Here is an 18,914-nt window from a genome sequence, read left to right as displayed (position 1 = left end):
AGTACTTAACAATAAGAGTTGAATTATCATCAAAGGTAGGGGATTATAATGCAATCTAAAATTTCAATAGTTAAAAATAAGATTGCTTTGATCAAGAAGGGCCAACTGACTTGGCCTTTTGTCGCTCCTCCATTTATATTGATTCCTGTAATTGCTATAGCTCTTGCTATGTCTTTACCCTTGTTATATCTAGTTGTTCGAGTCTGGGAGGCTGAAGAACTTTTATCTTTATTGCTGCACGAACAGACATTGGTTGTCTTGTTGAATACTCTGGCTTTAGCTGGATCAGTAACATTAGCTACCATTGTGATTGCTCTTCCTTTGGCTTGGCTTACGGTAAGAACTGATCTCCCTGGGCGGAAGATATGGTCTATCTTAACTATGGTGCCACTTGTGATCCCATCATTGGTTGGTGGATTTGCTTTTGTAAGTGCTTTTGGATATGGTGGAATAGTTCATAACTTTATTACTGATATCTTTAATATTTCCTATACTCCAAGGATTTATGGTTTTTTTGGGGCTTGGGCATTATTGACTTTATTATGTTATCCTTATCTCTTATTATCAGTACGAAGTGCCTTAGTAGGAATGGATCCATCTCAAGAGGAGGCTGCTCGGACAATGGGCCAAAACTCTTGGCAGATATTTTGGAAAGTAACTTTTCCTAAACTTCGGCCTGCTATTGCAGGAGGAGGTTTGTTAGTAGCGCTTTATACTTTAAGTGATTTTGCTGCGGTGTCTTTATTACAATTTGATTCCTTTACTAGAGTAATCTTTTTACAATATCGAGGTTCTTTTGATCGTACTTATGCTGCAGTTTTAGCACTTATCTTGGTTGTTTTAACTATGTTGATCGTTACTTGTGAGATGTGGACTAGAGGTAAAGCTCGTTATCATAGTGTTGGTAGAGGAACCAAGAGGAAATTAAGGAAGGTCAAGTTGGGCAAGTGGAAGTGGCCTGCACTTATCTTCTGTTTTATAATAGTATCACTTGCGTTAGTTTTACCGGTAGGTGTCACAGCTTTTTGGTTAATTCGAGGTCTAATTCATGGAGAGGCATTTATATTACGCTGGGAAGCAGCATTTAACTCTTTTTATGCTGCCAGCATAACTGCTGTAGTTGGAGTTTTGGTAACACTGCCAGTAGCTATAATATCTGTAAAATATAAGAGTAAATTCAGTAATCTATTGGAAAAGGTAGCTTATGCAGGTTATGCTCTGCCAGGTATAGTAGTGGCATTGTCCTTGGTCTTTTTCGGAGCCAATTATGCAACATCTTTCTATCAGACTTTACCACTGTTGATCTTTGCTTATGTGATATTATTTCTTCCGCAAGCAATGGGTGCTTTAAGGAGTTCATTATTGCAGGTTGGCCCTAATATTGAAGATGCTGGTCTGGTTATGGGCTGTTCTAGATTTAAGGTGTTGCGAACAATTACAATCCCTCTGATTCGACCGGGGATTTTTACAGGAGCAGCTCTTATCTTTTTAACAACGATGAAGGAGTTGCCAGCAACTATGTTGTTGAGTCCAATAGGATTTCGTTCATTAACGACTGAGATTTGGAATGCTACTACGGAAGCTTTTTATACTCGTGCTGCTGTTCCAGCGCTACTTTTAGTTTTAATATCATCTTTTTCTTTATGGATTCTATTTTCTCAAGAAGATAAAAATTAATTATTAGCAGTCAGCTCTTTATACAAGTTTAGATTTATCAGTTAGTTTTAGTTTTAAAGTTTTGATTTGATTGAGGATTGACAGAGTCCCCGTATAGTTATAAAAGGTAAACACTTATGCATATGATTTATTAATATAAAGGAGATGGATTTATGATTATAGAATTATCCGATATTATAAAAACTTATCCAGGAAATGAAGTTCCTGCACTTAAAGATGTATCCTTTAAGGTTGGTGCTGGTCAGATTGTAACCCTTTTAGGGCCAAGTGGTTGTGGAAAAACGACTTTGTTACGTTTGATTGCAGGACTTGAACGTCCTGATTCAGGAGTAATAAATATTAGAGGAGAGGAAGTAGCTGGTAAAAACTCTTGGATACCTCCAGAAAAAAGGGGTGTTGGGATGGTCTTTCAAGATTATGCTCTATTTCCTCACCTAAGTGTAGAAGATAATTTAGCTTTTGGTCTTAAAGGTAGGGATCAAGCTAAGATTATAGAGACTTTAGAGTTAGTAGGGTTGGCAGGTTATGCTACCAAAAATCCTGCAGAATTATCGGGAGGTCAACAACAGCGAGTAGCGTTGGCCCGTGCTTTAGTAAGAGATCCAGTAGTAGTGCTTCTTGATGAACCATTCAGTAATTTAGATATGAGTTTACGTGAGCAGATGAGACGGGATGTGACTCGTATTATTCGAGAAAGTGAGGCGACAGCTATCTTTGTTACTCATGATCAAAAAGAAGCCTTATCTATCTCTGATAAGATTATTTTGATGAATCACGGTGTGGTTGAGCAGAAAGGAAGCCCTAGAGAAGTCTATGAATTGCCAGAGACTACCTTTGTAGCTTCTTTTGTTGGGCAATCAAATCTATTAGAAGGCACCATAGGTTCTGATGTTGAGAGTGTAATAACAGACATAGGAATATTTCCTTATTATCATACTCATGGTAAGCAACCTGGGGAAAAAGTTACTCTATCTGTTCGACCTGAAAGCTTTGAGTTAGATCCTAAGGGTTCAATTCAGGGTGTAATTGAGGAGATTGTATATAAAGGTAATACTATTGATGCTGTTATTAATGTTAACGATACATCTCATAATATATTAATTCATATTCATCCAGAAATCAAATTAAAAGTAGGGGATCAAGTCTCTGTTAAAGTATTACCAGATTTTGTAGCTGTGATAGAAAAATAGAATTTAATTGCAAGTATGTGGTGTTTTGAGCTACAGTTATCAGCTTAAAATCAAGAATTGACTACTTACAAGGCCTGTAATATAAGGCTTTTATTTTTAATGTAAACTATCTAAAGTTGAGCTAAAATTATGATATTTTACGAAATATTATCTAGGTAAAAATTGGATGAAAGTTTTTTGTGTTTTATGCAGGGAATTTGAAAAAAGTATAGAAAATTTAGTATTGGAGATGGAGAAAGAATTAAAAAGGAAGAATAATTAAAGAGGAGGAGAGAAATGAGTAAAGAGAAAAAGAATGGAATTATTGATCGGAGTTTAAACATAGTAGAAAAAGTAGGTAATAAATTACCACATCCGATCACGCTATTTTTTATTTTAGCAGGGTTGACATTAGTACTCTCTTGGGTGGTAAGTCTGCTTGGGTTATCAGTAGAGCATCCAGGAACAGGCGAAACAATTGAAGCAGTGAATCTACTTTCGAGGTATGGAATTAGAAGGGTCTTTTCTGATGCGGTGGATAATTTTACAGGTTTTGCTCCATTAGGAACTGTGTTAGTAGCTATGCTGGGTGTTGGTGTAGCTGATAAGTCAGGTTTGATTAAGGCGGCTTTGAAGAAGATAGTATTAGGAGCTCCTGATCAGTTAATTACGGCAGCCGTTGTATTTGCAGGGATTATGTCTAATGTAGCTTCAGATGCTGGATATGTTGTCTTAGTTCCTTTAGGGGCGATTATCTTTGCAGCTAAGGGGAGACATCCATTAGCAGGTTTGGCAGCAGCTTTTGCAGGGGTATCAGGTGGTTTCAGTGCAAATTTATTAGTATCAACACTTGATCCATTATTGGCAGGAATTACTGAAGAGGCAGCTCAGTTAATGGATTCGACGTATACAGTAGCGCCTACTGTTAACTGGTACTTTATGATCTTTTCTACTTTCCTAGTTACTGTTGTAGGTACTTTAGTGACAGAGAGGATTGTAGCACCGAGACTTGGTAAATATGAAGGTGAATATACAGAAAATTTAGAAGAGCTAACAGATCTTGAAGCTAAAGGGTTGAAGTCAGCATTTATTTGGCTATTGGTTGCTATTGCAGCAGTAGCAGCATTGGTTGTACCTGCAAATGGTATCTTAAGAAATGATGCTGGTGGAATTATTACAGGAGGAAGTCCTTTTGTTGCTGGTATGGTACCAATGATTGCATTATTCTTCTTTGTACCAGGTTTAGCTTATGGGCTTAAGACTGGTACAATTAAAGATGATTCAGATGTGGCTGATGGATTTTCTGAAGCTATGTCAGATATGGGTATGTATATTGCGTTAGCTTTTGCAGCTGGACAGTTTGTTGCTTATTTTGGTTGGTCAAATATTGGTACAATCTTAGCAATAAATGGAGCTGAATTCTTACAGGCAATTAACTTTACTGGATTACCAATGATTATTGCATTTATTATAGTGGCTGGCTTTATAAATATCTTTATTGGTAGTGCATCAGCTAAATGGGCTATTATGGCACCTGTTTTCGTTCCTATGTTGATGGAGTTGGGTTATAGTCCTGAGTTTACTCAGTTAGCGTATAGAATAGGAGATTCTGTTACTAATATAATTAGTCCGTTGATGTCTTATTTTGCAATTATTATAGCTTTTGCTAAAAAGTATGATGAAAAAATGGGAATTGGTACTTTAATTTCAACTATGATGCCTTATTCCTTTGCTTTTATGATCGCATGGACTATTATGTTAGTAATTTGGTTTGCTTTTGGGTTACCAATTGGCCCAGGAGGAAGTTTATTTTATTAAGAAGTTAGAATTAATCTTAGTGCCTATCTAATATCAGATAGGTGCTAAGGTTTTTTATTTTTTTGGGAATACAGAGATATAAACAACTTTTCAGTGATGTCGATCAAGTTCTGATTATAAGTTTAGCTATTTTATTATTAATTGTTAGAAGTGTAACTACTTGAATAGGGTTTAAGGTAAGATAATTAGATTTTAATTGAGTTAGATATAGAAGCTAGTAGAGGTTTATGTAGATGATACTTTAGAAGTCAATTTAGCGACTTTGAATGCCGCTAGGTATTATGTATTGATTTGCATAAGTGGAGCTTAGAATATACTTGACAGATAAAAGAAGAATAAATAAAAAGACCTCCACTTGGAGGTCTTTTTATTTGAAGACAATTATTTATGTTTAAAAAGGGGATTAACCTAACATATTTTCAAGATCTTTTTTTGGATCGCTTGCTACTTGTAAATTGAAGTTATCTTGTAATACTTCAACTACATTTCCTGATAAGAATTCTGGTACAGACGGGCCAACATATATATCTTGGATACCTAAGTTAAATAGTCCTAACAAGATAGCAACAGCTTTTTGTTCGAACCAAGACAATACAATACTAACTGGTAATTCATTTACTTCACAGTCAAATGCTTCAGCTAAAGCTAGAGCAATTTTAACTGCAGAACCAGAGTTGTTACATTGGCCTAAATCGATATATCTAGGAATATTAGTGCCTGGAACAGTACCATAGTCAATATCATTGAATCTGAATTTACCACAAGATGTAGTTAAGATAACACAATCATCTGGTAAAGAAGTTGCTAACTCTCGATAATAGTCTCGACCCTTAGTAGGTGCGTCACAACCAGCAATTACAAAGAAATGCTGAATTTTACCTTCCTTAACTGCTTCTACAATTTCTGGTGCAATACCTAATACTGTTTCATGATGGAATCCAGTAGTTAATGTTTCATCAGATTCAATATTAGCTTCTGACAGTTCTAATGCTTTTTCAATTAATGGAGAAAAATCATTATCTTCAATTTTTTGGGCATCTTCTAAACCAGCAGTACCATAAGTGAAGAATCTATCGCCATAATCTCCTCTAATTGGCATTAAGCAGTTAGTAGTACCTAAGATAGCCCCAGGGAACTCTGCGAATAATTTTCGTTGATCATACCATGCTTTACCAACATTACCTTTTAGATGGTCATATTTATTTAATTCTGGATAACCATGAGCAGGTAACATTTCAGAGTGAGTATAAATATTAATTCCTTTCCCTTCAGTTTGCTTAAGTAATTCTTCTAATGCATAAAGGTTATGACCAGTAACTACGATACAATGTCCTTCTACCTTGTTTTGACTAACTTCCACTGGTGCTGGAGTGCCTAATCTATCTGTATGAGCCTTATCTAATAAATCCATTACTTTAGTTGTAGCTTCTCCAACTTTTAATGCAGTGCCAATATGTTCGTTTAAATTAAAGTTAGAGTTTGTCAGTGTAGTATAAAGAGCTTCTTGAGTAATTTCATTCACATCATCATCAGTATAACCAAGCTCACGAGCATGAGTTGCGTAAGCAGCAACACCTTTTAACCCAAAGATAATAGTATCTTGTAGACTAGCGATATCAGGGTTCTTACCACAAACACCTACTTTTGTACAACCACCAGATGGTGTTTGTTCACATTGATAACAGAACATTTCAGGTGTTGGAGCCACCTTAGTTTCATTTTTTTCATCATTTTTAAAAATTCCAAACATTGATAATTCCTCCTCTAAATAATTTTTTATCTTAATCTTTCTTAACTTTAAATAAATTATATAGGAATACTCGGATAACTTCTGTGAGTTAAGTCACGAATCCTGAGATATTTCAAAATAAAACTTAAAAAGAAATAAAAGGATATATAGTAATAATTCATAATCTGTTTATCAAAATTTAGATTAAATTGATATGTATGATTCAGATATAATAGTTTAAATCAATACATAAAGATTATAATAGTTGAAACTATTATTTGTGAATTAAGTAAGGGGGTAAACTGATGATTAAAAATTATTTTTCTAGTGGAAATACAAGTCAGGGTTTTTATTCTTTTTTTGAATATCTTCCTTATCAATGTGATAGAATTTTTATGATTAAAGGAGGCCCTGGCACAGGTAAATCGACATTTATGAAACGAATAGCAGAAAAAATGGTTGAAGAAGGCTACGATCTTGAAAAACATTGGTGTTCATCAGATAAAGAATCACTTGATGGAGTAGTAATTCCTGAATTAAAAGTAACATTATTGGATGCAACAGCTCCTCATTTAGTTGATCCTAAATATCCTGGAGCAGTAGGTGAGATAATAAATCTAGGCAGGTACTGGGATAGATCACCATTAAAAGAGAATAAAGATGAAATAGTAAGTTTGAGTAAAGGGGTCTGGAATTCTTTTCAGAAAGCTTATGCTTATCTTAAAGAAGCTAAATTGATTCATGATGAGTGGGAAGATTATTATTTAGAAGGAATGGATTTTCAGAAAGCTAATTGTAAAGCAGAAGAGTTAATCGAGCAGATTTTAGGAGATCAGAAGTTGGCAGAGCAGTTAGGAGCAGAAAGGCATCTATTCGGTAGTGCTTTTACAGCACAAGGAACGGTTAATTATTTTGACAATATAACTCAAGATATGGAGTATCGCTATATCATTAAAGGTAGAGCAGGTACAGGAAAATCAACCCTAGTTAAGAAGGTGGGGCAAGCAGCTAGAGAAAGAGGGTTTAATATTTGTTATTGCCACTGTTCTTTTGATCCTGATAGTATTGATTTACTTATGATTGATGAATTGAAAGTAGCTTTGCTTGATGGAACAGCACCTCATGTAGTTGATCCTGCTTACAAAGGTGATCAAATTGTTAATATGTTGGAATGTGTTGATCCAAGAATTATTAAAAATAATAAGCGTAGTATAGCTAATACTAAAAGAAGATATCAAATAGTAATTGATAAAGCTAGGGATATGATCAAGCAAGCTAAATTTTTGCATGATGAACTAGAGGAATATTATATTGAAGCGATGGACTTTGATGCTGTAGAAGAGCGGAGACAAAAAGTGGAGGAAGAGATCTTAAAAACAATGAACAGAGAATAATGAATAGAGAATAGAAGGAAGAGCAATGAATATTTAATATTTAATAGAGAATAGTTAAAGATCAAGAGCGTTAAATCATGAGTTACGAATTAAAATTTAACAGTTGTTGGCTACTGATTGGTGGTCAACGACTGATACATAAAAAGCAGTAAAGAGCTACTAGTAGGAAATTATAATTTTAAAGTGATAATTTATCAGTGGTTCAAGGAGATTTTTTGGGTTATAAAAACTCGGAAATAGAGAAGAGTTTCTAGTACTAAATTATAGTTTTAAAGCAGTAAATTACCAATCTCCTGTAATCTTTGTAGCTGATGATGAAGAGGAAGAAAAAGAGGTAATTGAAGAGATTAAAGCTAGATTATCTAGCGAAGAATTTATCTTTTGAGTATAGAACGAGTAGACTGGATAATAACTCCAGACTACTCGTTTTGATAATATTAAAATTGGTGAGCTTGTACCATATTGCGACATTCAGCAGCACAATCACGACAGATTTGAGCACAAGTTTGGCAATGAGCATCTTCGAACTGTTCACACTCAGCTGCACAAGCATCACAAATGTCAGCACATAATTCACAGATTTGACTAGCAAATCGACTATTACCTGCCATATATTTAGCAGAAATAGAACAGATCTCAATACAATCCTTTAATAACTCCATACACTCTACTCTTTTATCTACGTCAGGTGCATGCAAACAAGCATCCAAGCAGAATTCACACTCTGCCATACACTTGTTACAGATGTCGATACATTTTTGATATCTATCCATATGAGTCTCCATCATAGTTTCCATTATTGGAATCCTCCTTTAAATTTTAGTAGCCTATAAATAGTATTTGATAAGTTGTTACGATTTATTATTGTAATTAAAAGGAGGTTTTAAGGTTATGCCTATTCTTAGTTTTATCTACTTATCTTATTAAAAAATTGAATAAAAATATCATTCCAAACCCTTAAAATCAAAACCATTTTTACGAAAAAGTTAAAAAACAAACTTTCTTCCGTGCTACCTTTTTTCTTGATAAAAAAGTAGCCAAAAAATCAAGAAGAATTTGAATTTGTGCAGATATTGAAATTAAATCTCTCATGCGAAAAATTAAAGTTGATCTATTAATACTATCTTTTATTGAAATTCCATAAATCCTTCAAACAAACTAAAATTCTTAACAATATAAAAACTCATGAGATATTTTATTAGTATAAATTCGTGGTTGCTTTATTTTTTTAAGTGATATAATATTGTAATAAAGTTTCACTTCTAATCCCTATAATATCAAAAATTATCTTAAGTTAACGCCGATGATACCAAATTAATAACTTTCATTATTAAGCAGGAAAATTGAACTTTATCTTTAATTAATAATCGAATACTAGATCGTTTTTAATTAGTCCCAGAGGAATTATCCTCTGGTTTTTTGTTGACACTAATAATTAAGGAGTGAGATTGATGGAGCTTAGATTAGCAGGAATCACACCAGAGAGTGTAGTAGATGGGCCAGGAGTGAGATTTACTATCTTTGCCCAAGGTTGTAAGCACCAATGTTCAAAGTGCCATAATCCAGCCACACATTCTTTTACAGCAGGCAAATTATTTAAGGTAGAAGAGATAATTGAGCAGATTAAGGAGAAGTCTTTAATTACTGGGGTTACCTTTACGGGAGGAGATCCCTTCTTTCAAGCAACAAGGTTTGCTCAGTTAGGACAAAAAATTAAAAATTTAGATCAAGAGCTTGATATTATTACTTATACAGGTTTTTTATATGAAGAGTTGATTCAAGATCAAGAAAAACTATCTTTAGTAAAGTTGACTGATGTTTTGATCGATGGTCTGTTTGACGAAGATAAAGAGGATTTGAGTTTGAACTATCGTGGTTCTTATAATCAACGGGTGATTGATGTCAAGGAGTCATTAAGAACAGATAAAGTAGTCGAAGTAAAATTATAAAGGGGTGAACAATTTGAAAGAACTGCAAGAGTTAACAAGAGATTATTTTGCTAACTATAATGTTCCAGATGTAATTAATCAGGAATCGGTGATTACTTTTATCCTTGAATCGCCACATACTCAGGAGATGAAGCATGGCTATCCAGTAGCAGGTAGTTCGGGAGTAGAGATGACGAAGAATATTTATGGGAAGCAGTTTAAGGAGCCTTTTGGTAAATTGGTCAGCCACAAGGAAGATTATCAAAAGCAGTATCAAAATTTAAGTAAGTTTAGTATATTAAATGTAGCACCTGCTCCAATGCAAAAAGGAGGGTTAAAGGAGTATGACTTAAGTGTTGAGGATGAAAGAGTCGTTGCTATCTTAGAAAAATTGCGAACCAATTATAAGAGTAAAAGCCATCAGAAAGAAGAGTGGAATCAGGTTAAAGAGGTCTTGGTAGCTAATTTTAAGGAGCGGTTATTAAAAGCATTAGATAAGCTATCTAATAATAAATATTTAGTGCCGTGTGGTAAGCTAGCAGAGGCTTATTTAGGTTTGGCCAAGGAGGATTTGGAACTGATTCAAAGCCAACAGATTATTGCTGGAATTCCTCACCCTTCTTTTAATCAGTGGAGCTATGATGATGCGATTGATAAGTTAACTGAAACGATAAGGGCATTGAATAATGAATAATGAATATTGAATAACTAAAATGAATTGAAAGTTGATAATTGATAAAATTCGCAGTTAAATTCTTTAAATATTTTGATTTTAAGAGTTTGATTTTTAATTATCAGTTATCAATTGCAAACTATAAACTGTTCTTTAACCCTTCACATTCAATTACATACCTGACTGCAACATCTAATTTAACAAGGTTTTCTTCTGGATTATCTTCGATTCTGATCATTCCTAATAATCCTTGGTCATCTTTCCAATCAAGGTATTTTTGAGTTAGATGTTGTGCAGCTTCCTCGCTAAAAGGCTCATCATAATTATCCAATTTATCTAGGTATAGGTTGCGAGGAATCTGCAAGGTTTTATGTTTGACTTCAAAGCAAAGGCCTTCTGTGTTTGTCTCTTCTATCTGTTCGAGAAACTCCATTAGTTAATCCCCTCCTTATAAATAGAATGAGCAAATTTTTGGCTGATAATACAGAGGATAAAGTGGGAATTTTTAGGCTTTGGTGTTCTAATTTTTAGAAATTAATTTAAAGTGATTTCTTGCTTGACAAATAGAAAAGATTATAGTAGCATAAACAGTAGCATAAACAACTTAATAATACATATCTATATAACCGCCTAGTTCTAGTATTTAGAAACGGGGGACCCACTTTTTTGGGGCGAATCTGAATTTACTGACAGTAAGTTTGGTAAGGTGACCTTTTGACCTGAGCCCGACAGCTAACCTCGTAGGCGTTCAAAAGGGTAGAAAGTCTTTTAATCACTACCTAGAGATAGGTAACTTAAATTATAAAAAGACTACGGCTACCTGCCGTAGTCTTTTTTTGTTCTATGATATTAATTTATTATAATTTTTTGGAAAAAATTAATAAAATTGATTAACTGAAGGAACAATAACATGAAACCTTAAATTATTGATGAAATAAATGGAGGTTTGCTGGCTTATAGTAAAACTGTTAATTAATGGAGGAATAAATAATGGAGCAAAGATTTGATATACATAGCCTCTCTCCAGCTCAGATATTATCACTAGGTTATTTGATAATTATTGTAGTGGGAACAGGATTATTGAGTTTACCAATTGCAACTATTCAAGAAGGGGGTATGAATGTTTTAGATGCCTTATTTACTGCTACGTCTGCTACAGCAGTGACAGGTTTAGCTGTAGAAAATACAGCAGAGTTTTTTACAACCTTTGGGCAAGTGGTGATTATGTTTTTGATTCAGATTGGTGGTTTGGGCTTGATGACGATGTCTACTCTATTTGCGATGTTGGTGGGTAGAAAGATTACTTTAAAAGAGAGGTTGATTATTCAAGAGGATCTTGACCAATTTAAGTTAGCAGGGCTTGTTAAGTTAGTTAAGTATGTAGTGACAGTTGCTTTAAGTATTGAAGCGATTGGTGCATTCTTATTATTTCTTAGATTTGTCCAAGATATGCCTGTAGGGCGGGCACTCTATTTTGGGATCTTTCATTCAGTATCGGCTTTCAATAATGCTGGATTTGATATTTTTGGTAATAGTCTAGAAAATTTTACCGGGGATATAGTAGTTAATTTAGTGATTAGTGGTTTGTTTATTATTGGTGGAATTGGTTTTGCTGTCATTGCTCAGGTTTATAATAATAGAAATTTCAAGAGGTTTTCATTACATACTAAGATGGTTTTAAGTATATCTCTTATCTTAATTATTGCCGGAATGTTTGTTGCTTTTACTTTGGAATATAATAACCCTGCAACATTGGGTCAGTTGACCTTAGGCGAAAAAACATTAGCTTCTTATTTTTTAGCTGTTACACCAAGGACTGCTGGGTTTAATACTGTGCCGACTGGAGGATTGCGTAGTGCTACTTTGCTATTTATGATTATTTTGATGTTTATTGGAGCTTCACCTGGCTCAACTGGTGGTGGGATTAAGACGACTACCTTTGGTGTTTTAGGGGCAGTCTTATATGCTCGGGTAATTGGTAGAGATGAAATAGAAGTCTTTAAAAGAAGATTGGATAAAGATGATATCTATAATGCTATTTCGATCGTTTTGATTGCTATGTTGCTAGTGTTAGTAGTCACTATGATCTTAAATATTACTGAGCAAGCAGAATTCTTGGATCTATTATTTGAAGCAGTCTCTGCTTTTGGTACGGTTGGTCTATCGACAGGGATAACAGGTGGCTTATCGAGAATAGGAAGAGTTCTGATTATTATTACAATGTTTGCTGGTAGGGTTGGCCCGTTGACGATTATAGTAGCAATTGCACAAAGAAAAGTTAAAGCTAATTATAAATATGCTAAAGAGAGAATTTTAGTTGGTTAAAAGAGGAGGAATGAATTATGAAGCAATTTGCAGTAATAGGGGTAGGTCGTTTTGGTACAAGTGTAGCTAAAACCTTAACTGATAAAGGTTATGATGTACTAGCGATAGATTATGATGAAGAAAGGGTTCAGGATATAAGTAGTTATGTAACCCATGCTGTCCAAGCAGATGGCACAGATGAAAGGGCTTTGAAATCATTAGGATTGAGTGAGATTGATAGTGCTATTGTCAGTATTGGCGATAATTTAAATGCTAATATTTTAGCAACATTGATCTTAAAAGAGCTAGGGATAGAACGTGTTGTTGCTAAAGCCCAAGATAAATTACATGGTACCTTATTGACCAAGATAGGTGCTGATAAGGTTGTTTATCCTGAACGGGATATGGGCCAACGTCTTGCTAATAATTTGATATCTGCTAATTTATTGGATTATATAGAATTATCACCTTATTATCGAGTTGCTGAAATATTAGCAACAGGGGATTTAGTAGGGCATAGTTTAAAGGGGTTGGATTTGAGAAGAAGGTATGGAGTTAATGTGATAGCAGCAAAGACAGAAGATGGTTTAAATGTCTCACCAGGGCCAGATTATATAATAAGTCAAGGTGATTTATTAGTGGTGATGGGAGATAAAGATAAATTAGAAAAAGTAGTTAGTGAAATGTGTGATTAGATTTAAGTTTTGATGAATCAGAGAGATTATAAAAATAAAGGAGGAGATTAATAATGCATATTATTATTTTAGGTGGAGGAAGAACTGGAAAGAAGCTGTTAGAACTATTTAAGGGACACTCTCACCAGTATAAGATAACTGTGATTGAGAAGGATAAAAAGACTTGTGAATACATCTCTGAAGTTTATTCCTATGCTGAAATTGTTTATGGGGATGCTACATACCCTGAAGTTTTAGAAAAAGCTAGAAATAAAAATACGGGAGCACTTATAGCTGCCACTGGAGAAGATAAAACTAACCTTTTAGCTGGTAAAGCAGCTAAAAAAATGGGGATACCAGAGATTATTTTAATTATAAGAACTTATCAATATAAAGAGTTGGCTAAGGTTATGGATTTGGATAATACAATTTATCCAGCTGATTCTATTTCAGCTGAAATAGTTACTCGTTTAAATGGAGCTGACTTTGCGGAATTAATTCATGATCTTCATCTTGAGATTGAACTAAAGAAGATAGTTGTTAGTCAGCAACCAGATTTAAGAGGCTTGCCGATTGCTAGATTTGAAGAAAAGGTTGCAGGGAATGCCTATCCTATTCTTATTTTAAGGGATAATAATTATCACTTACCATCAGATATTAAAGAATTTAATGAAGGTGATGAGGTTATTTACTGGTATAAAGAGATAAAGACAAGTATCTTTTAGAGAGGAGAATAGTTTATGAAGAATATAAATACTAAAAAAATAGTAGAAGATATTTCGTCATCCTTAATATATATATTAAAATGGTCGGTATTAGCTGTTTTAATAGGAATTATAGTAGGGTTTGCAGGTGTTATTTTTAAGAGTAGCTTGGATTTAGGAACTAGGTTATTGGCTGCATTGACTAAGACTAATTTGGTGTATATATTACCAATTATAGGGCTATTTATGAGTGGTGTAATTACGTCAACTTTTGCTCCTGAAGCTGCTGGCCCTGGTGCAGATGCAATTATTAAAGCCTACAATGAAAAGTGGGGAAAAATTGATATCATTGTTGTTCCAGTCAAGTTAATTTCTAGTGTTTTTACAATTGTATTTGGGGGTTCAGCTGGAATGGAGGATCCAGCAGTCCATATGGGGGGTGGAATTGCTTCATTTGTTGGTGAAAAGCTAAACTTAAAATTGAAAGATATTCAAAAGATTACCGTTTGTGGAATGGGTGCTGCTTTTGGTTCAATCTTTACTGTTCCTTTAGCTGGTGGAATTTTTGGTGCTGAAATTATTTATCGAGATGATTTAGATTATGATAATTTATTTATCAGTTTTATCTCTAGTATTACTGCTTATTTTGTTTATGCTGTTATGCTAGGACAGACTAGAATCTTTAATTTTCCTGTTCCTTTAGAGTATACCTTTATACCGACTAGAGATATTTTATTTTTTATAATATTTGGTGTAATTGTTGGGCTGATCAGCCTATTATTTATTAAGATCTTACATGGTTATGAACATTTTAGTGAAGAGTTAGAACTACCTCCTTATTTTAAGACAGCATTAGGAGGGGTTTTTGTAGGAATAACTGCTTTAGCTGTATCACCTCATATTCTTGGCCCAGGGTTATCTTTACTTGAAATTGTAACTATTGAAGGTAAATTTACGACAGGAATGCTCTTTTTAATGATTATAGGAAAAATATTAGCTACGTCTTTTACTCTTGGCTCAGGAGCAAGTGGAGGGGTTGTGGTGCCGAGTTTAGTAGTTGGTGGGTTGACAGGAGCATTTTTGGCTCAAATTTTTAATTTTCCTTATCCGATTGCTTTAATTTCGGCAGGGAGTGTAGGAGTATTAGGTAGTGCAGCCCATATTCCAATTTCAATGACTTTAATGGCAGCGGAAGTTTTTGGGATGGAGTTAATTAAACCAGCCACGATAGTCTGTTTTATTGGAACATGGATTGCTAGAAATGACACTATATATCAGGAATCTTATGTTAGTAAACTTAAATCATTAAAAGCACCACATTATTATGATAATTTTGAAGATGAATAATTTAGAAATTGATCTTTCTGTTGTTTGTGGATTTTGGTATAATATAATTAGTCATATGTTAGATTAAAGGTTAAGTTGTTACTAATTAAGGAGCTATTAATAATGTGAATTGGAGAGAAATATTCACTTCTAAAGTTGAAGAAGAATCTGTTAGTCAAATTGGTACAGATGTAAATGATGATTTAATACAAGAGAATAGATATAAAGTATTAACTCCAATAGCTAATCCAAATAATAAGACAGCAATGCTTAATATTTCTTCAGGATTACTTAAGGCCTCTTCTTTAGAGGGGGAAGTTACTATTTTAAATATTATAGAGCTTCCAGGTCAGACACCATTAGATTTAGCGGAATATAGAAAAGAAACATTATCTGAAAGAAATAGTGTACAACAAGAAATGTTAAAGTTAGCTATTGAGTTTGGTAAAAAAGAGGGGATTATTATTAATCCTAGAATTTTATATTCTCGTAATAGATTTAACACAATTAATAATATAGTTAAACAAGAAAAGATTAATTTTTTACTATTAGGTTGGCGTGGTTCTTTTAGTGTTGGCAATATTTATAATAGTTTAGTTAAAAATCTTGTCAGGCAAGCACCTTGTCCTGTGGGGGTTTTGAAGGATAATAATTTAGAACAGCCTCGACATATTTTAGTACCTTATCGGGGTAGCGAACATGCTCATTGGGGAGTTGAAGTTGCTCAACGTTTAGCAGCTAACTATCAAGGGCAAGTAACAGTCTTAAGAGTTGTTAAAGCTGGAGTTGATGCTCAAGCTGAAGAAGAGAGGGCATTAGCTGAAACTGAAGAAATCATAACTGGTGAGGTTGAGGTAAATATTAAGGTAGTCTATGCAGGAGAGGTAGTTGATGGTATCTTAAGTGAATCAGCCAATAATAATTATGATTTGATCGTTATGGGTGCTTCTAAAGAATGGCGTTTTAAGAATCTACTCTTTGGGTCTATTCCAGACATCATAGCTGATAAGGCTGATACTTCTGTTTTAATGGTTCGTTGTTATGATCAGGAGGTTGAAGTGATTGAAGAAGAGATTGCTCAAGAAGATACAGTAGAAGGTGAAGAGCCACCTAAGTTTTGATTAAAAATAAATTTAAGAAAAGAGGCTTGGGTTAATCCAGGCCTCTTTATAATTTTTGTTAGGTGATTTTGTCGGTTATTGTTGCACTACTACTAGATTATATGCTATAATAAGTCAGTGAAAATTGAATCAGACAGTTCGCAACCATCCTGTCTATAAACAAAACTACGGGCCAACAAATTTAGTGACTGGTGATTTGTAATTAAAATTTACTAATAACAAGTTACTATATAAGGGGCAGTGGTGCCTCTTTTTTTTATTGGATATTGAATAATGAAGATTGAATAATAAAAAACTAAAAGCAACCTTACTTAGATTTTTATCTGCGTTAAATTGAGACGATTTTTGGTGTTATAAGGGTTCAAAGTGATAAATTATATAATAAGTAAGGTGATTAGAAAATCATGTATTAAGTTGACTCACATAAATATTAATCATTAAATGTTTTTAACTTTGGAGGTGGAGCATGAGTAAAATAGGAATTACAACTACAGTACCAAGTGAAGTTTTATTTGCAGCAGGTTATCAAGTAATTGATCTTAACAATATTTTTGTGACTGCTGATAATTATTCTGATTACATAGATTTAGCTGAAAGGGATGGCTTTCCTAAAAGCTGCTGTGCTTGGACTAAGGGGCTTTATGGTGTTTGTGTAGCTCATGAAATTAAAGAAGTGGTGGGGGTAATTGCTGGTGATTGTTCTAATACTGAAGCTTTGGCTGCAGTGTTGGAGAAACGAGGGGTCAAAATTCATCCCTTCTCTTATCCTCAGGGGCGAAAATTAGCAGATATTAGAGCAGAGATTGAGCGATTTAGAGAATGTTTTGGAGTTAGTCAAGAAAGTATTGAAGAATATAGAGAGGATTTTAATCAAATTCGGGCTTTGGCTGAACAGATAGATAGATTGACTTACCAAAGTTATAAAGCAAGTGGTTTTGAAAATCATCTTTATCAGGTCAGTTGTAGTGACTTTAATGGAGAGCCTGAGTTGTTTAAAGAACAGTTAGCAGAGAAGATTATAGAAATTGAAGCAAGAGAAGCAAATGAGCCTAAGTTTAGATTGGGATTGATTGGAGTGCCACCGATGACAGTTGACCTCTATCAGCATGTAACAGAATTTGGAGCTCGAATTATCTATAATGAAGTCCAACGTGAATTTGCCTTCCCTCGTTGGCAAGAAGCTGATAATATTTATCAACTATATCATGACTATACATATCCATATGATCTAGAGTTTAGGCTACAAGAACTTAACAAGCAGATTCAAAAAAGAAAGCTAGATGGAATTATTCATTATACTCAAGCATTTTGCCATCGAAATATTGAGCAGATAGTGGTTAAAGATGAACTAGAATTACCAATTTTGAATATCAAAGGTGATAAGCTCAATCAGCTTGATTCTAGAACTAAGTTGAGGTTAGAGGCTTTTCTTGATATGCTAGGGGATTTAAAGGAGGGACAAGCTTGAAGTTACTAGGGATTGATCTAGGAAGTAGAGAGGTAAAGGTTGTAGTAATTGATAATCAAGAGATTAGCAAGCAGTTTAAGGTAAGTACCATGTCTTTTTATCGAGATTATTGTAATTTTACTGGTAAGATAGTAGTCGATCTCAAAAAATTAGGTGTAGAAGATGCTGATATTAAAATTTCTACGGGGTATGGTAAGAATAATACTGATTTAAAGGAGTTTGAAACGATCAATGAATTGAAAGCTCATGTCTATGGTGTCTTTTATCAAACTGAGTTAAAGGATTTTGTTCTATTGGATGTAGGTGGACAGGATGTTAAGGTAGTCAGGGTAGAAAAGGGATTGATTACCGATTTAGAACTTAATGAAAAGTGTGCTGCTTCTTGTGGTAGATACTTAGAGAATATGGCTGAAGTATTGGAGGTTCCACTGACGGAGTTGGCAGATTATAGCCACAATCCAGTAGAGCTTAACTCCACCTGTGCAGTCTTTTCCGAATCTGAATTAATTGGTAAGATTGCTGAAGGGGCCAAAATAGAACGGCTATGTGCAGGGGTCAATTATTCAATGTACAAAAGGTTAGATCCTTTATTGACTAAGTTTAAAGGAAAGAGGTTGGTCTTATCTGGTGGAGTTGCTCAAAATAAAGCGATTAAAGATTATCTAACACAGGACTATCAAGAAGTAATTTCTCTAGCTGAGCCACAGTTTAATGGAGCTATTGGGTGCTGTTATTACGGGATATTAAAGCAATGAATAATGAATATTGAACAATTAAAGGCATTGAATAACTAAAATAAATTGATAATTGATAGTTAATAAAGCTAATGGACAATTGACAATGAACAATGTACAATTAAAAAAGTGTTTAAAGTTCTTTAATTCTAAGGGTTTGATCTTCAACTATTAATTATTCAATATTAGATATTA

General features: G+C 34.0%; 16 protein-coding genes and 1 riboswitch. Of the genes, 13 read left to right on the top strand and 3 right to left on the bottom strand.

What is annotated here, in order from left to right; genetic code table 11:
* Positions 1-48: 48 nt before the first annotated feature.
* From ACKF5P_RS06740 to ACKF5P_RS06730, 3 genes are all read left to right on the top strand, one after another.
* Positions 49-1,677, top strand: coding sequence for an ABC transporter permease (locus tag ACKF5P_RS06740; RefSeq protein ID WP_408954451.1), 1,629 nt, complete (start codon positions 49-51; stop codon positions 1,675-1,677).
* A gap of 152 nt (positions 1,678-1,829) precedes the next feature.
* Positions 1,830-2,867: an ABC transporter ATP-binding protein gene (locus tag ACKF5P_RS06735; protein ID WP_408954450.1), complete on the top strand. Its 1,038-nt coding sequence runs from the start codon at positions 1,830-1,832 to the stop codon at positions 2,865-2,867.
* Between the two features lie 276 nt (positions 2,868-3,143).
* Positions 3,144-4,664, top strand: coding sequence for an AbgT family transporter (locus tag ACKF5P_RS06730; RefSeq protein ID WP_408954449.1), 1,521 nt, complete (start codon positions 3,144-3,146; stop codon positions 4,662-4,664).
* Positions 4,665-5,067: 403 nt separating this feature from the next.
* Here ACKF5P_RS06730 and hcp read toward each other — a convergent pair whose 3' ends face one another.
* Positions 5,068-6,354 carry a hydroxylamine reductase gene (hcp, locus tag ACKF5P_RS06725; protein WP_408956633.1) on the bottom strand — a complete coding sequence of 429 codons (1,287 nt, stop codon included), beginning with the start codon at positions 6,352-6,354 and terminating at the stop codon, positions 5,068-5,070.
* Between the two features lie 344 nt (positions 6,355-6,698).
* Between hcp and ACKF5P_RS06720 the strand changes: the two genes are divergently transcribed.
* Positions 6,699-7,787 carry a PRK06851 family protein gene (locus ACKF5P_RS06720; RefSeq protein ID WP_408954448.1) on the top strand — a complete coding sequence of 363 codons (1,089 nt, stop codon included), beginning with the start codon at positions 6,699-6,701 and terminating at the stop codon, positions 7,785-7,787.
* A gap of 437 nt (positions 7,788-8,224) precedes the next feature.
* On the opposite strand, the gene ACKF5P_RS06715 is transcribed toward ACKF5P_RS06720, so the two are convergent.
* Entirely contained in the window at positions 8,225-8,584 is a 360-nt protein-coding gene (locus ACKF5P_RS06715) for a four-helix bundle copper-binding protein (RefSeq protein ID WP_408954447.1), read from the bottom strand.
* A 654-nt stretch (positions 8,585-9,238) separates the two neighbouring features.
* Here ACKF5P_RS06715 and nrdG point away from each other — a divergent pair.
* Both nrdG and ACKF5P_RS06705 read left to right on the top strand, forming a co-directional pair.
* Complete coding sequence (gene nrdG, locus ACKF5P_RS06710; protein ID WP_408954446.1) at positions 9,239-9,736, top strand: anaerobic ribonucleoside-triphosphate reductase activating protein; 498 nt, start codon at positions 9,239-9,241, stop codon at positions 9,734-9,736.
* Positions 9,737-9,749: 13 nt separating this feature from the next.
* Positions 9,750-10,409: a hypothetical protein gene (locus ACKF5P_RS06705; RefSeq protein WP_408954445.1), complete on the top strand. Its 660-nt coding sequence runs from the start codon at positions 9,750-9,752 to the stop codon at positions 10,407-10,409.
* Positions 10,410-10,527: 118 nt separating this feature from the next.
* On the opposite strand, the gene ACKF5P_RS06700 is transcribed toward ACKF5P_RS06705, so the two are convergent.
* Positions 10,528-10,821, bottom strand: coding sequence for a hypothetical protein (locus ACKF5P_RS06700; RefSeq protein WP_408954444.1), 294 nt, complete (start codon positions 10,819-10,821; stop codon positions 10,528-10,530).
* A 184-nt stretch (positions 10,822-11,005) separates the two neighbouring features.
* Positions 11,006-11,150: riboswitch (cyclic di-AMP (ydaO/yuaA leader) on the top strand.
* Between the two features lie 228 nt (positions 11,151-11,378).
* On the opposite strand from ACKF5P_RS06700, the gene ACKF5P_RS06695 reads away from it, so the two are divergent.
* From ACKF5P_RS06695 to ACKF5P_RS06665, 7 genes are all read left to right on the top strand, one after another.
* Positions 11,379-12,713: a TrkH family potassium uptake protein gene (locus ACKF5P_RS06695; protein ID WP_408954443.1), complete on the top strand. Its 1,335-nt coding sequence runs from the start codon at positions 11,379-11,381 to the stop codon at positions 12,711-12,713.
* Between the two features lie 17 nt (positions 12,714-12,730).
* Complete coding sequence (locus tag ACKF5P_RS06690; protein WP_408954442.1) at positions 12,731-13,387, top strand: potassium channel family protein; 657 nt, start codon at positions 12,731-12,733, stop codon at positions 13,385-13,387.
* A gap of 53 nt (positions 13,388-13,440) precedes the next feature.
* Positions 13,441-14,091, top strand: a complete 651-nt coding sequence (locus ACKF5P_RS06685; protein ID WP_408954441.1) for a potassium channel family protein — start codon at positions 13,441-13,443, stop codon at positions 14,089-14,091.
* Between the two features lie 15 nt (positions 14,092-14,106).
* On the top strand, positions 14,107-15,417 hold the full coding sequence (locus ACKF5P_RS06680; protein WP_408954440.1) for a chloride channel protein: 1,311 nt from the start codon (positions 14,107-14,109) through the stop codon (positions 15,415-15,417).
* A 104-nt stretch (positions 15,418-15,521) separates the two neighbouring features.
* Positions 15,522-16,517, top strand: coding sequence for a universal stress protein (locus ACKF5P_RS06675; RefSeq protein WP_408954439.1), 996 nt, complete (start codon positions 15,522-15,524; stop codon positions 16,515-16,517).
* Between the two features lie 466 nt (positions 16,518-16,983).
* Entirely contained in the window at positions 16,984-17,985 is a 1,002-nt protein-coding gene (locus ACKF5P_RS06670) for a 2-hydroxyacyl-CoA dehydratase family protein (protein WP_408954438.1), read from the top strand.
* Positions 17,982-18,740, top strand: a complete 759-nt coding sequence (locus ACKF5P_RS06665) for an acyl-CoA dehydratase activase (protein ID WP_408954437.1) — start codon at positions 17,982-17,984, stop codon at positions 18,738-18,740. Before ACKF5P_RS06670 ends, ACKF5P_RS06665 begins: the two co-directional genes overlap by 4 nt.
* Positions 18,741-18,914 lie beyond the last annotated feature (174 nt).

Origin of the sequence: Natroniella sp. ANB-PHB2, assembly GCF_046097105.1 — a bacterium.
Taxonomy (GTDB): domain Bacteria; phylum Bacillota; class Halanaerobiia; order Halobacteroidales; family Halobacteroidaceae; genus Natroniella.
This window is presented reverse-complemented; position numbering and strand designations above follow the sequence as displayed.

Coding starts and splice junctions, on each gene's coding strand:
- ACKF5P_RS06740 (WP_408954451.1), top strand. CDS start 49: ATGCAATCTAAAATTTCAATAGTTAAAAATAAGATTGCTTTGATCAAG.
- ACKF5P_RS06735 (WP_408954450.1), top strand. CDS start 1,830: ATGATTATAGAATTATCCGATATTATAAAAACTTATCCAGGAAATGAA.
- ACKF5P_RS06730 (WP_408954449.1), top strand. CDS start 3,144: ATGAGTAAAGAGAAAAAGAATGGAATTATTGATCGGAGTTTAAACATA.
- hcp (WP_408956633.1), bottom strand. CDS start 6,354: ATGTTCTGTTATCAATGTGAACAAACACCATCTGGTGGTTGTACAAAA.
- ACKF5P_RS06720 (WP_408954448.1), top strand. CDS start 6,699: ATGATTAAAAATTATTTTTCTAGTGGAAATACAAGTCAGGGTTTTTAT.
- ACKF5P_RS06715 (WP_408954447.1), bottom strand. CDS start 8,584: ATGGAAACTATGATGGAGACTCATATGGATAGATATCAAAAATGTATC.
- nrdG (WP_408954446.1), top strand. CDS start 9,239: ATGGAGCTTAGATTAGCAGGAATCACACCAGAGAGTGTAGTAGATGGG.
- ACKF5P_RS06700 (WP_408954444.1), bottom strand. CDS start 10,821: ATGGAGTTTCTCGAACAGATAGAAGAGACAAACACAGAAGGCCTTTGC.
- ACKF5P_RS06695 (WP_408954443.1), top strand. CDS start 11,379: ATGGAGCAAAGATTTGATATACATAGCCTCTCTCCAGCTCAGATATTA.
- ACKF5P_RS06690 (WP_408954442.1), top strand. CDS start 12,731: ATGAAGCAATTTGCAGTAATAGGGGTAGGTCGTTTTGGTACAAGTGTA.
- ACKF5P_RS06685 (WP_408954441.1), top strand. CDS start 13,441: ATGCATATTATTATTTTAGGTGGAGGAAGAACTGGAAAGAAGCTGTTA.
- ACKF5P_RS06680 (WP_408954440.1), top strand. CDS start 14,107: ATGAAGAATATAAATACTAAAAAAATAGTAGAAGATATTTCGTCATCC.
- ACKF5P_RS06670 (WP_408954438.1), top strand. CDS start 16,984: ATGAGTAAAATAGGAATTACAACTACAGTACCAAGTGAAGTTTTATTT.